Source organism: Streptomyces pimonensis (genome assembly GCF_041380215.1).
GTDB classification, from domain to species: domain Bacteria; phylum Actinomycetota; class Actinomycetes; order Streptomycetales; family Streptomycetaceae; genus Streptomyces; species Streptomyces pimonensis.
This window is the reverse complement of the sequence record NZ_JAHWZY010000033.1, coordinates 1-13641: the sequence shown is the minus strand read 5'-3', so window position 1 is coordinate 13641 and position 13641 is coordinate 1. Positions and strand designations below refer to the sequence as shown.

10 protein-coding genes are annotated in these 13641 nt (G+C 71.8%); all 10 read right to left on the bottom strand.

The window, feature by feature from the left end; genetic code table 11:
- Window positions 1–34 precede the first annotated feature (34 nt).
- The gene (locus KYY02_RS26240; protein WP_371242073.1) at window positions 35–1585 is read right to left on the bottom strand and encodes an alkaline phosphatase D family protein; all 1551 of its coding nucleotides are present in this window, start codon (window positions 1583–1585) and stop codon (window positions 35–37) included.
- 462 nt (window positions 1586–2047) lie between these two features.
- Window positions 2048–3502: a GTPase ObgE gene (obgE, locus tag KYY02_RS26235; RefSeq protein WP_371242071.1), complete on the bottom strand. Its 1455-nt coding sequence runs from the start codon at window positions 3500–3502 to the stop codon at window positions 2048–2050.
- Between the two features lie 110 nt (window positions 3503–3612).
- Window positions 3613–3867 (bottom strand): 50S ribosomal protein L27, encoded by a 255-nt coding sequence (rpmA, locus tag KYY02_RS26230; RefSeq protein ID WP_003976205.1) that lies wholly within the window; start codon window positions 3865–3867, stop codon window positions 3613–3615.
- A 14-nt stretch (window positions 3868–3881) separates the two neighbouring features.
- Window positions 3882–4202, bottom strand: a complete 321-nt coding sequence (gene rplU / locus KYY02_RS26225; RefSeq protein ID WP_004931419.1) for a 50S ribosomal protein L21 — start codon at window positions 4200–4202, stop codon at window positions 3882–3884.
- A 212-nt stretch (window positions 4203–4414) separates the two neighbouring features.
- Window positions 4415–5008 (bottom strand): dTDP-4-dehydrorhamnose 3,5-epimerase, encoded by a 594-nt coding sequence (gene rfbC, locus KYY02_RS26220; RefSeq protein ID WP_371242069.1) that lies wholly within the window; start codon window positions 5006–5008, stop codon window positions 4415–4417.
- Window positions 5009–5022: 14 nt separating this feature from the next.
- Entirely contained in the window at window positions 5023–7020 is a 1998-nt protein-coding gene (locus KYY02_RS26215) for a glycosyltransferase family 2 protein (protein WP_371242067.1), read from the bottom strand.
- Window positions 7017–7940 carry a dTDP-4-dehydrorhamnose reductase gene (gene rfbD, locus KYY02_RS26210; RefSeq protein ID WP_371242065.1) on the bottom strand — a complete coding sequence of 308 codons (924 nt, stop codon included), beginning with the start codon at window positions 7938–7940 and terminating at the stop codon, window positions 7017–7019. The genes KYY02_RS26215 and rfbD overlap by 4 nt, the downstream gene beginning before the upstream one ends.
- A 115-nt stretch (window positions 7941–8055) precedes the next feature.
- Window positions 8056–9045: a dTDP-glucose 4,6-dehydratase gene (gene rfbB, locus KYY02_RS26205; RefSeq protein WP_371242063.1), complete on the bottom strand. Its 990-nt coding sequence runs from the start codon at window positions 9043–9045 to the stop codon at window positions 8056–8058.
- Window positions 9042–10109 (bottom strand): glucose-1-phosphate thymidylyltransferase, encoded by a 1068-nt coding sequence (locus KYY02_RS26200; RefSeq protein ID WP_371242060.1) that lies wholly within the window; start codon window positions 10107–10109, stop codon window positions 9042–9044. Before KYY02_RS26200 ends, rfbB begins: the two co-directional genes overlap by 4 nt.
- Window positions 10110–10326: 217 nt before the next feature.
- Window positions 10327–13641, bottom strand: a 3315-nt coding sequence (locus tag KYY02_RS26195; protein WP_371242058.1) for an Rne/Rng family ribonuclease, incomplete at its 5' end; no start/stop codon positions are given.

Below are 13641 nucleotides of genomic sequence, written 5' to 3'. Positions count from 1 at the left end.
AGGCACCGGGCTGCGCGACCCGCCCCCGGCCGGCTCAGGCCAGGTGGACGCCCGGCCGCCCGGCCTCGACCCGCAGCCTGGCCAGCGTGCTCGGCGTGGCCTGCGGCTTCACCACGGTGTCCACCACCCGCACGTGCGCGTCGATGCCGCCCCGGCCGATGTCGAACAGGTGGTAGCCGCGGTGGGCGTCGAGCAGCTTCCAGTGCGGGTTGTCCGCGCGCCGCGGGTCCCACTGCGCACGGAACGCGGCCTGGTCCTGGTCGCCGTTGCTGGAGATGGACGTGCCGACGAACTCGGCGCCCACGACTGCGGACTTCGGATCGGCGAAGTCCGCCTTCAGGTCGCTGATCATCGTCAGATGGCGGTCGCCGCTGAGGACGACGGGGTTGCTGACCCGCCGGAACTCCTGGAGCAGGGCGTTGCGTTCGGCCTGGTAGCCGTCCCAGGCGTCGTAGAACCAGAGCTTGCCCTCGCCGATCCGGAGGTCGGTCTCGGCCATCATGATCTGGGAGGCGATCAGGTTCCAGCGGGCGGGCGAGTGGCGCAGCCCGTCGACCAGCCAGCGCTTCTGCGCGGTCCCGAGCATGGTCAGCGACGGGTCCTGGGCCCCCTCCTGGGTGGTGGCCTGGTCGCTGCGGTACTGGCGGGTGTCCAGCACGTTAAGCCGGGCGAGCCGGCCGAAGTCCAGCCGACGGTGCATGCGGATGTGCGGGCCGTTCGGCACGGCGGCGGCGCGGACCGGCATGTGCTCGTAGTACGCCTGGTAGGCGGCCGTCAGCCGGGCGACGAACGGGTCGTGCGCCTGCTTGCCGGGGTCCTGCGGGATCTCGCCGGCGAAGTCGTTGTCGACCTCGTGGTCGTCGAAGGAGACCACGAACGGGGCGTTGGCGTGCATCTCCGCGAGGTCCGGGTCCGAGCGGTACTGGGCGTACCGGTTGCGGTACTGGGTGAGGCTGTACGGCTCACCGGCGCCCTCGTGGCGCCGTACGCCGGTCGCCGAGGGAACGGACTCGTAGATGTAGTCGCCGACGAACACCACGACGTCCGGGTCCTGCTGCAGCATGTCGGCGTACGGGGTGAAGTAGCCGTGCTGCCAGTTCTGGCAGGAGGCGAGCGCGACCTTCAGACGGCCGCCGGAGCTGTACGGGGCGGGCGCGGTACGGGTGCGGCCGACGCGCGAGAGCTGCCCGCCGGCACGGAAGCGGAACCAGTACGTGGTGTCCGGGCGCAGCCCGCGTACGTCCACGTGGACGCTGTGCCCGTACGTGCGCCGGGCCGGGGCGACACCCCGGCGGACGACCTTCCTGAAGCGGGCGTCCCGGGCGACCTGCCACTCCACGGCCACGGTGCGGTCGGGCATGCCGCCGCCGTTCAGCGGGTCCGGGGCGAGCCGGGTCCACAGGACGACCCCGTCCGGGAGCGGGTCACCGGAGGCCACGCCCAGGCTGAACACGCCGTCGGGCAGCTTCACTCCGGCCGCGTGCGCGGTGGCCGGCAGCCACAGCTGGGCGGAGGCGGCGGCGCCGAGCACGGCGGCGCCCGCGGTCAGGACACGACGGCGATCGGGCTGAACTGCTCCGGTCATCGGCTAACTCCCCTGCCTCGTGTGACGCTTGGACACGGGGAAGCTCGCGGTCCGGTCGGTCCGTCCGCTGAACTCCGAGGTTCGCGTGCATGACAAACAAGGAGACAGCGGGAAACCCGTCGCGGCACGGAAACGTTCCGTGGCCGCGACGGGTCCGTCGGGTGAGCGGCGGGCTACGGGCGACTCGGTCCGCGGCCGTCAGTCGGTGAAGGCGACGCCCGGGTGCGCCCCGGCGGCGACCGCGCCGTCGCGCGGCCGTGCGGTCCCGGCCGAGCGTGGCGTGGACGCCCGCGCCGCGAGGGTGCCGGCGGCGAGTGCCGCACCGGTCGCGCGCGATCCGTGCGGGGCGGGCGGGATTCCCGCGGCGGACGTCCGGTCGTGAGGCCGGCCGGGCCGCCTTTCAGTACGGCCGGTCGGAACACCCGCCGGCCGGCCGGACGTTCACCACGACTCCACCCGGAGTCACTCCGACTGGAACGGCTCGAAGCCGTCGTACTCCTGCTCGGACTCGTCCCGTTCGGCCTGCTTGTCCCGGCGCCGCTGGGCGGCCGGGCGGGGCGCCTCCAAGCGGTGGTCCTCGCCGCGCCGGCCGAGCATCTCCGCGCCGGCCATGACGGTCGGCTCCCAGTCGAAGACGACCGCGTTCTCCTCGGGGCCGATCGCGACGCCGTCACCGGCCCGGGCGCCGGCCTTCATCAGCTCCGCCTCGACACCGAGGCGGTTGAGCCGGTCGGCGAGGTAGCCGACGGCCTCGTCGTTGTTGAAGTCGGTCTGGCGGACCCAGCGTTCGGGCTTCTCGCCGCGCACGCGGAACAGCAGCTCCCCGTCGACGTCCTCGCGGATGACGGTGAAGCCGGCGTCGTCCACGGCCTTGGGCCGGATGACGATCCGCGTCGCCTCCTCCTTGGGCCTGGCGGCCCGTGCCCGGGCGACGAGGTCGGCGAGCGCGTACGACAGCTCCTTCAACCCCATGTGGGCGACCGCCGACACCTCGAAGACGCGGTAGCCGCGCGCCTCCAGGTCGGGGCGCACCATCTCGGCGAGGTCCTTGCCGTCGGGAACGTCGATCTTGTTGAGGACGACCATACGGGGGCGGTCGCCCAGACCGCCGTACTGGCGCAGTTCCTCCTCGATGATGTCGAGGTCGGAGACGGGGTCGCGCTCGGACTCCAGCGTGGCGGTGTCCAGCACGTGCACGAGCACGCTGCACCGCTCGACGTGCCGCAGGAACTCCAGGCCGAGTCCCTTGCCCTGGCTGGCCCCGGGGATGAGGCCGGGCACGTCGGCGATGGTGTAGACGGTCGACCCGGCGGTGACGACGCCGAGGTTCGGGACGAGGGTGGTGAAGGGGTAGTCGGCGATCTTCGGCTTGGCGGCGCTGAGCACGGAGATCAGCGACGACTTGCCGGCGCTCGGGTACCCGACCAGTGCCACGTCGGCGACGGTCTTGAGCTCCAGGACGATGTCCTGGAGGTCCCCCGGCTCGCCGAGCAGCGCGAACCCGGGCGCCTTGCGCCGCGCGGAGGCGAGGGCGGCGTTGCCCAGCCCGCCGCGTCCGCCCTGGGCGGCGACGTAGGACGTCCCGTGTCCGACCAGGTCTGCGAGCACGTTGCCCGCCTTGTCCAGGACGACGGTCCCGTCCGGCACGGGGAGGACGAGGTCCTGCCCGTCCTTGCCGCTGCGGTTGCCGCCTTCGCCGGGCTTGCCGTTGGTGGCCTTGCGGTGCGGGGAGTGGTGGTAGTCGAGGAGGGTCGTCACGGACTGGTCGACGGTGAGGATCACGTCGCCGCCGCGTCCGCCGTTGCCGCCGTCGGGCCCGCCGAGCGGCTTGAACTTCTCACGGTGGACGGAGGCACAGCCGTGGCCTCCGTTACCCGCGGCGACGTGCAGCTCGACGCGGTCCACGAAGGTGGTCATGGGATGTGCCTCCAGTTACTACTTACTGCGGGAATGTCTCTTGGCTAACACGCGAAAGGCGGACCCGCTTCCCGTGGGGGAAGTGAGGTCCGCCTCGCGAAAGCTTCCGGTCAGGCGACCGGAACGATGTTCACGACCTTGCGGCCACGGTGGGTGCCGAACTGCACCGCACCGGCCTGCAGGGCGAACAGCGTGTCGTCGCCACCACGGCCGACGCCGGCGCCCGGGTGGAAGTGGGTGCCGCGCTGGCGGACCAGGATCTCACCCGCGTTGACGGCCTGACCGCCGAAGCGCTTCACACCGAGCCGCTGGGCGTTCGAGTCGCGACCGTTCCGGGTGGACGATGCGCCCTTCTTGTGTGCCATGTCTCCTCAGTCCCTTACTTCGCAGCCGCGGGGATCTCAGTGACCTTGATCGCCGTGTACTGCTGGCGGTGGCCCTGACGACGGCGGTAGCCGGTCTTGTTCTTGTAGCGCAGAATGTCGATCTTCTGGCCCTTGTGGTGGTCCACGACCTCGGCCTGGACCTTGATGCCGGCCAGCACCCACGGGTCGCTGGTCACAGCGTCGCCGTCGACGACGAGCAGGGTCGAGAGCTCGACCGTGTCGCCCACCTTGGCGGTGGAAATCTTGTCAACCTCAACGATGTCACCGACAGCAACCTTGTGCTGGCGGCCACCGCTGCGCACGATGGCGTACACGCGGATCTCACTCTCACTCGAAGAACGGCACCCCCGCAGGCCAGCCGCCCGGCCAAGAACACGGACGACCTCTCCCGGCCACCGAGGCACCCGGAAGGAAGAGGTTTACGGGGATGTGGCGGCCCCGATGGACACGCCGACGGTCAAGGTTACGGGGACCCGGCGTGGGGGTCAAACCGACCCCGCGGGGAGAGCCGGTCCGACCCGGACGGCTAGCCGCCGAGGCCCTCCCGGTAGGCCACGCACGCCTCGTGGGAGGGCAGCAGGCCCTGGTCCCGGGCCTCGGCCAGGGTGGGGGCCTGCTCGTCCTTGGCGGAGAGGAGGGGGGAGAGGCCGGCGGGCCACTCGATGCCCAGGGCCGGGTCGAGGGGGTGGATGCCGTGCTCGCGCTCGGGGGCGTAGCCCTCGGAACAGAGGTAGACGACGGTGGCGTCGTCGGTGAGCGCCATGAAACCGTGACCGAGGCCCTCGGAGAGATAGACCGCGTGGTGGTCCCGGTCGTCCAGGCGGACCGCCTCCCACTGGCCGAAGGTGGGCGAGCCGGTCCTGATGTCCACGATCACGTCGAGGACCGCGCCGCGCACGCACTTGACGTACTTGGCCTGGCCGGGCGGCACGTCGGCGAAGTGGATGCCGCGCAGGGTACCCCGGCTGGAGACGGACATGTTGGCCTGGGCGAGCGTGAGCGGGTGGCCCGCCGCCTCGGCGAAGGCCGGGGCCTTGAACCACTCGTGGAAGCTGCCCCGGCCGTCGGGGAAGATCTTCGGCTCGTGCACCCAGGCACCGGAGAGGGAAAGGGGGCGCATGGAAGGGTCCGTCCTCAGCTCTTCTTCTCGTTCGTCAGTGCGCGCTTGACGCGGCCGGCGGCCCGGCGCCACAGGGAGCGGGGCTGGGCGGGCTTCTTCGGCGTCGGCTTCCGCCCGGCGGACCTGGCCGGCGGGGTGTGCCGGTCGATCACCCGGGCGGCGCCGTCGGCGGCGACCACCACGTCGACCGGGAGCCTGGTCCACTTCGCCTCGCCGCGGGCGGCGGACGGCACCCCGATACGGACCGCCCAGCGCATCCCGGTGAGCGTCTCCAGCGGCAGCGCGGCGCTCACGGTACGGCCGTCCACCACGGCGTCGGCCGGGTACTTGCCCACGTTCCTGCGCTCGAAGCGGAGCTGCACCGGGTCACCGGCGTCCGCCGCGACGTGCAGCGGCAGCGGCAGCCGTACGGCCGAGCCCTCGATCACGGCTCCGGCCGGGTCCATCCGGGCCACCGCCTCGCGCTCCAGCTTGTTGGTGTGCTGGTCGACGTCGAGGGAGAGGTTGCCCGGCCCGTCGGTCCAGTACGGCAGGATCATCCGTCTCGGCTCGCCGGTGAGCGCGGCCAGCCGTCCGGCCTCCACGTCCTCACCGCGCACCGCGCCGAGCCGGGTCTCCTTGCTCCAGCCGCAGGACTTGATGCGCAGGTGCAGGTCCCAGAGACCCTTCTCCAGAGGCTCGCCCGCGGCCGCCGTCTCCGGGTCGAGGACGGCGCGCGCGGTGATCCGCTGGCGGAAGGAGCCCTCCCCCGCGTCCAGGCGGTGCAGCTCGCACTCGACCGGGAGGTAGAACTGCCTGGCGTCCTCCCGGTGGCGGACCACCAGGTCCACGTCGCTCTTGCCGACCGGGGCCTCCAGGGCGATGTCCTGGCCGGCCAGCGCCTCGAGCGCCCTGTCGGACAGCGGCAGGCCGAGCAGGTCGCGCTCGCCCTCCCGGCGGAAGGTCATCGGCTCGCCGTCGACCTGGTACTCGGAGGTGAAGCCGACCTTCAGGACGCCGTCCTCCCAGGTCAGGGAGTCCAGGATGCCGGTGGGCTTGATCCCGGCCTCCCAGCGGGCGAGGGCGCGGACGTCCTCGTAGAGGTCGGCGGCGATCAGTCCGGCCACCACCCGCTGAGTGGGGGCGACCCGGGCGAACACGCCCGGACCGAACCGCTCGGTGACGACACCGCGGATCTCGCGGTACAGATCCTCGGCGTAGTCCTCGGGGAGCTTGAGCAGCCGGTTGCCGCGCAGCCGCTCGACCATCTCGTTGCGCAGCCAGCGGCTGAACAGCTTGTCGCGCAGCGGGCCGGGCTCGGTGAGCTCCTCGACCACGTCGAGGGCCTCGCGGAGGTTGTTGAAGTAGCCGACCGGATCGAAGCGCTGGAAGCCGGCGTTGGAGCCGTCGTCGCGGGTGATGTGGTAGTAGCACAGGTAGTCACCGAGGACGGCGACGCTCCTGGCTCGCAGGTAGGCCTCGACCACGAAGACGTGGTCCTCCAGCCGGCGGCGGCCCTCCTTGAAGCGCATGTTGTGCTGCTGGAGGAACTCCCGCCGGAACATCTTGTGCGGGGTGAGGCTGTCGATCAGCGGAGCGTTCTCCACCGTCGCGCGCGGCCGGTTGACCCGGAACAGCTCCTGCGGGACCGGGCGGCCGATGCCCGCCATCTTGCCGACGACCACGTCGGCGTCGTTCGCCTTGCCGTAGTCGTACATCCGCTCGAGGGCTTCGTCGCCGAGCCAGTCGTCGTGGTCGACGAACATGACGTACTCGCCCCGGGCGGCGTCGATGCCGGTGTTGCGGGGCTTGCCCGACCAGCCCGAGGACTCCTGGTGGATGACGTGGAAGTGGGAGTGCTCGGCCGCCAGCCGGTCCAGCCGGGCGGGGGTCTCGTCGGTGGATCCGTCGTCGACGAAGAAGACCTCGAACTCGTCCGGGGTGAGGCTCTGCCGGAGCAGACCGTTGACGCAGTCCTCGACGTACTTGCCCGGGTTGTAGACCGCGATGACGACGCTGACCTTGATTGTCACGCCGGGTTCTCCTTCTCGTGGACCCGGTGGATCTCCGGGAACGCCTCGGTGAGTGCCGCGCGCCAGTGGCGCAGCGGCTCGATGCCGGCCGCGGCGAAGCGCTCGTGGCCGAGCACGCTGTACGCCGGGCGGGGGGCGGGACGGACGAACGCCTCGCTGGTGGTGGGGCGGACCCGGTCCGGGTCGGTGCCGAGCAGGCGGAAGATCTCGCGGGTGAGGCCGTACCAGGTGGTCTCGCCGGAGCTGGTCCCGTGGTAGACGCCCGCCGGGGCGGTGCCGGCCAGGGCTCCGCGCCCCAGCTCGAGCAGCAGGCCTGCCAGGTCGGCGCTCCAGGTGGGCTGGCCGCGCTGGTCGTCGACGACGTCGAGGGTCTCCTTGAGACCTTCCAGCTTGATCATCGTTCGGACGAAGTTGCCTCCGCCCGCTCCGTACAGCCAGGCGGTGCGCACGACGTAGCCGCTGTCGGGGAGGGTCTTCAGAACGGCCTGCTCGCCGGCCAGCTTGGTGCGGCCGTAGGCACTGCGCGGCGCGGTGGGGGCGTCCTCGGCGTACGGCGTCGTGGCGTCGCCCGCGAAGACGTAGTCGGTGGAGACGTGGAGCAGGACGGCGCCGGTGCGGGCGCAGGCGGCCGCCAGGTGGGCCGGGCCGTCGCCATTGATCGTGAGCGCCTCGGCCTCGCGGGTCTCGGCGTCGTCCACGGCGGTCCAGGCCGCGCAGTTGACCACCACGGCCGGCCGGTGACGTTCGAGCGCCTGCCGCACGGCGTCGGCGTCCGTGAGGTCCAGCGTCGCCCGGTCCAGGGCGGTGGCCTGCTCCCCCGCCGCGGTCAGCCGGGCCAGTACGTCCTGGCCGAGCATCCCGCCCGCCCCGGTGACCAGCCAGCCGGCCGGCGTCTTCCCCTGTTCCTCTGTCGGGTTCATCCCTCTTCCTGTCCTCCGTGCCGGGTCGCGCGGGCCCCGGGCGGGATCCGGGACGCGCGGGAAACGCCTGAACGGGCCCGGGACGACCCCGGGCCCGCGCGAGACGGGTGGTGCGTCAGCTCAGTGCCGCGCGCTCCTTCAGCGGCTCCCACCAGGCGCGGTTGTCGCGGTACCACTGGACGGTCTCGGCGAGGCCCTCACGGAAGTCCTTGCGGGGCTCGTAGCCCAGTTCCTCGCGGATCTTCGTGCAGTCGACGGAGTAGCGGCGGTCGTGGCCCTTGCGGTCCTCGACGTACTCGACGCTGGTCTCCCAGTCGGCGCCGCACGCCTCGAGGAGCAGCCCGGTGAGCTCCTTGTTGGAGAGCTCGGTGCCGCCGCCGATGTTGTAGATCTCGCCCGTGCGGCCCTTGGTGCGGACCAGCTCGATGCCCTGGACGTGGTCGTCGATGTGCAGCCAGTCGCGGACGTTGCCGCCGTCGCCGTACAGCGGGACCTTCTTGCCGTCGAGGAGGTTGGTGACGAAGAGGGGGATGACCTTCTCGGGGAAGTGGTGGTGCCCGTAGTTGTTGGAGCAGCGGGTGACGCGGACGTCCAGGCCGTGGGTGCGGTGGTAGGAGAGCGCGATCAGGTCGCTGGACGCCTTCGCCGAGGAGTAGGGCGAGTTGGGCTCCAGCGGGTGGGTCTCGGGCCAGGAGCCCTCGTCGATCGAGCCGTAGACCTCGTCGGTGGAGATGTGCACGAAGGTCCTGACGCCGGCCCGGTGCGCTGCGTCGACGAGGGTGTGGGTGCCGACCACGTTCGTGCGGACGAACTCCGCGCCGCCGTCGATGGACCGGTCGACGTGGGACTCGGCGGCGAAGTGCACCACCTGGTCGTGCTCGGCCATCAGCCTGCCGACCAGCTCCGGGTCGCAGATGTCGCCCTGCACGAAGGCGAACCCGGGGTGCTCACGCACCTCGTCGAGGTTGGCCGGGTTGCCCGCGTACGTCAGCTTGTCCAGGACGGTGACCGAGACGTCACCGGGGCCCTGGGGGCCGAGCACCGTACGGACGTAGTGCGAGCCGATGAAGCCGGCGCCGCCGGTCACCAGGATCCTGGTAGTCATGAGGAGATCTGCACCTTGCTGTGATCACCGAGCACGAGCCGGTGTGCCTTGGGGTTACGGGGAGCGGGCGTGACCTCGACGTCGCGCCCGATGAGCGAGGCCTCCACCCGGCGCACGCCGGTGACGGACGCGCCCCGCAGGACGATGGAGTACTCGATTTCGCTGTCCTCGATCCGGCAGCCCTCGGAGACCGAGGTGAAGGGGCCGATGTATGCGTCGTTGACCACCGTGCCGGCGCCGATGACCGCGGGCCCGACGATCCGGCTGCCGCTGACCCGGGCGCCTTCCTCGATGCGCACCCGGCCGATGATCTCGCTGGCCTCGTCCACCGTACCCGCGCCGTGGGGCTCGAGGATCTCCAGGACGGACCGGTTGACCTCCAGCATGTCGGTGACGTTGCCGGTGTCCTTCCAGTACCCGGAGATCGTGGTGGAGCGGACGTCCCGCTTCTGGTCGATCAGCCACTGGATGGCGTGCGTGATCTCCAGTTCGCCGCGCCAGGACGGCTCGATGGAGCGGACCGCCTCGTGCACGGCCGGGGTGAACAGGTAGACGCCGACGAGGGCGAGATCGCTCTTCGGCTGCTTCGGCTTCTCCTCCAGGCCCACCACGCGGCCGTCGGCGCCGAGTTCGGCGACACCGAAGGAGGTGGGGTTGGGGACCTTGGTCAGCAGGATCTGCGCGTCGGGCCGCTCGGTGCGGAACTCCTCCACCAGGCCGGTGATGCCGCCGACGATGAAGTTGTCGCCGAGGTACATGACGAAGTCGTCGTCGCCGAGGAAGTCCTGGGCGATGAGCACGGCGTGCGCGAGACCCAGGGGGGCGTCCTGCGGGATGTAGGTGGCCTCGATGCCGAACCGGGAACCGTCCCCCACCGCCTCGCGGATCTCGTCCGCGGTGTCGCCGACGATGATCCCGACCTCGGTGATCCCGGCGTCGGCGATCGCCTCCAGGCCGTAGAAGAGCACGGGCTTGTTGGCGACCGGCACGAGCTGCTTGGCCGAGGTGTGGGTGATCGGACGGAGGCGGGTTCCCGCTCCCCCGGAAAGCACGAGAGCCTTCACGTGTGGCGCCCCAATACTGTGGACCTTGACAGGGGCAAAAAGTCCCCGTTTGTCTGATTTCGCATTAGATCTTTGGGCACATCATAACCATGCGCCAGGGGCAACGATTCACCGGCCATTCATGTATTCGAACCCTGATAGCCGCCTCGTGGCAGAAAAGCGATCCGCCCCCCGGTGGAACCGGGGGGCGGATCACGATCGTCGAACGATTCGGAGGTCAGTCCTCCGTCGAGGCCGTCACCGAGGACGACGGCTGCTGGGCCGCCGCCGCGGTCTTCTTCGACGCCGTCTTCTTCGCGGTCGTCCTGGTGGCGGCCGACTTGGTGGTCTTCGCCGCCGCCTTCTTGGCCGTCGTCTTCTTGGCGGCGGTCTTCTTGGCCGCCGTCTTCTTCGTGGCGGCCTTCTTCGCCGTGGCCTTCTTGACCGCCTTGCGGGCGGTCTTCTTGGCCGGGGCTTCCTCGGCTTCGACGGCCTCGGTATCCCCGACGGGCTCCTCGGCGGCCGCCGCCTCCGTCGCCACCGACGGGACGACCACGACGGCCGTCTCCTCGGACGCGGTCGGCGTGCTCGGCTTGCGCACCGCGCGGCGGCGTGGGCGGGCCGGGGCGCCGGCCCCGGCGGGCGCCTCGGACGGGACCTCCTCGGGCTTCGGCTCGGACGCCTCGGCGACCGGGGCCGCGGGCTCCGTGACCGTCACCACCGCGGCCTCCGCTCCCGCCGGAGGACCGGCCGGCGCGGACGCCCTGCGGGTGGCCCGGCGGCGCGTACGGCCCTTGGGCGCGGCCTCCTCCGCCGGCTCGGGGACCACCGCGTCCTCGACGGCCGCGGGCTCGGCCAGCGCCTCGGCGGCCGACTCCGGCTGCACCGGACGCGCGGCCTCCTCCGCAACCGTCACGTCCTGCGCCGTCGGAACCTCGTCCTCGGCCGGCTCGCTCTCCTCGGCCCTGTGCCGGTCGGCCCTGTCCTTGGCGGTCTCCCGCCTCGGCGCGCCCGCCGGGGCCGACGTACGCCGGCTCGCCCGGCGGCGCGTGCGCCCACGGGTCGCCGCGGCCTCCGCCTCGGCGGCGCTGTTGTACAACTCCTCGTCCGGCACGAACTCGGGTGCCGGGAGTGCGACCGGCTCGGCGGCCTCGGCGGCGACCTCGGCCTCCGTCTCCGCCTCCTCCTCGGCCGTCTCCACGCTCGCGACCGCCTCGTGCTCGTGCGGCTGGTCCGCACCGGCCCTGGCCCGCTTGCGTCGCTTGCCGCCACCGCCTGCGGCGGTCGGCTGGTCCAGGTGCACGATGACACCGCGTCCGTTGCAGTGGACGCAGGTCTCCGAGAACGACTCCAGCAGGCCCTGGCCGACCCGCTTGCGGGTCATCTGGACCAGACCCAGCGAGGTCACCTCGGCGACCTGGTGCTTCGTACGGTCCCGGCCCAGGCACTCGAGGAGGCGCCGCAGCACCAGGTCCCGGTTGGACTCCAGCACCATGTCGATGAAGTCGATGACGATGATGCCGCCGAGGTCGCGCAGCCGCAGCTGGCGCACGATCTCCTCGGCCGCCTCCAGGTTGTTCCTGGTGACCGTCTCCTCCAGGTTGCCGCCCTGGCCGGTGAACTTGCCGGTGTTGACGTCGACGACGACCATCGCCTCGGTCCGGTCGATCACCAGCGAACCGCCGCTGGGCAGCCACACCTTGCGGTCCAGCGCCTTGGCGAGCTGCTCGTCGATCCGGTAGGTGGCGAAGACGTCGACCTCACTGGTCCACCTGGACAGCCGCCCGGCCAGGTCCGGCGCCACGTGCGACACGTACCCGTGGATGGTCTCCCAGGCGTCGTCACCGCTGACGACGACCTTGGTGAAGTCCTCGTTGAAGATGTCCCGCACGACCCGGACGGTCATGTCCGGCTCGCCGTACAGCAGCGTCGGCGCGCTGCCGGCGCCGTTCTTGGACTTCTTCTTGATCTCCTCCCACTGCGCCTGCAGTCGCTCGACGTCCCGGCGCAGCTCGTCCTCGCTCGCGCCCTCGGCGGCGGTGCGCACGATGACACCCGCGTCCTCGGGGACGATCTTCTTGAGGATGGTCTTCAGCCGGGCCCGCTCGGTGTCGGGCAGCTTGCGGCTGATGCCGGTCATCGAGCCCTCGGGGACGTACACGAGGTAGCGGCCCGGGAGGGAGACCTGGCTGGTGAGGCGGGCGCCCTTGTGCCCGATCGGGTCCTTGGTGACCTGCACCAGGACCGACTGCCCCGACTTCAGCGCGGACTCGATGCGGCGCGGGCCGCCCGACATGCCGAGCGCCTCGAAGTTGACCTCGCCGGCGTACAGCACGGCGTTGCGGCCCTTGCCGATGTCGATGAAGGCGGCCTCCATCGACGGCAGCACGTTCTGCACCTTGCCGAGGTAGACGTTGCCGACGTACGAGGTCGCCTGCTCCTTGTTGACGTAGTGCTCGACGAGCACGCCGTCCTCCAGGACACCGATCTGCGTACGGTCGCCGTGCTGGCGCACCACCATGACGCGCTCGACGGCCTCGCGGCGGGCCAGGAACTCGGCCTCGGTGATGATCGGCACCCGGCGGCGGCCCTGCTCACGGCCCTCGCGGCGACGCTGCTTCTTCGCCTCCAGACGCGTGGAGCCCTTGATGGACTGCACCTCGTCCGACGGCTCGGCCTTCGGACGGGGCTCGCGGACCTTGACGACGGTGCGCTCGGGGTCGTCGGAGACCGCCTCGGTCTCCCCGCCGCCGTCACCGGCGCGACGGCGACGGCGACGACGGCGACGACTGCTGCTGGACCCGGATTCCTCGCGGTCCTCGGCCGACTCGCCCTCGTCCTCCGCGTCCTCCTCGACCTGCTCGGCGGTGTCCTCGGCGTCCTGGGCGGCCTGCTCGGCGCCGGCGTCCGCGGACTCCTCGCCCTCGAGGTCGGTCTCGGCGGAGTCACCACGTCGGCGGCGACGGCCGCCGCGGCGGCGGCGGCGACGCGAACCGGCGGCCTCGCTGTCGTCCTGGTCGTCGGCCTCGGCGTGGTCCTCGGACTGCTCCTCGGCCTCCTCCGCCTCGTCCTCGACGGGGGGCACGGGAGCGGCCTCGGGCTCGTCGCCCGCACCCCGCCGCCGGCGCCGGCGGCGGGAGGCGGCGGGCTGCTCCTCCGCGAACTCCTCGGTCCGCTCCGGCTCCACCGTCGGTTCGGCGACCTCGACGGCCGCTTCGGCGGCGGCCCGCTCCGGGGTCTGGAAGCGGGGTTCGGTGAACACCGGCGGCTGGAACACGGCGACGGCCGGACGCGCGGGGCGTCGTTGCGAGGCCTCCGTCTCACCGGACCCGGCGGGCTCGGCGAAGCCGGCGGCCGGCTTGCGGACCACCCGGCGCCGGCGCCGCGGACCGGCCTCGTCGGCGACGGGCCCGGAAGTCTGCGCGGGCTCGGGAGTCTGCTCGGGCTCCGAGGCCTGCACCGGCTCAGGGGTCCGCGCGGGCTCGGGGGCCTCGGTCACCGGGGTCTCCTCGGCGACGGGCACGTCGGCACGCCGCGTGGCGCGACGCCGGGT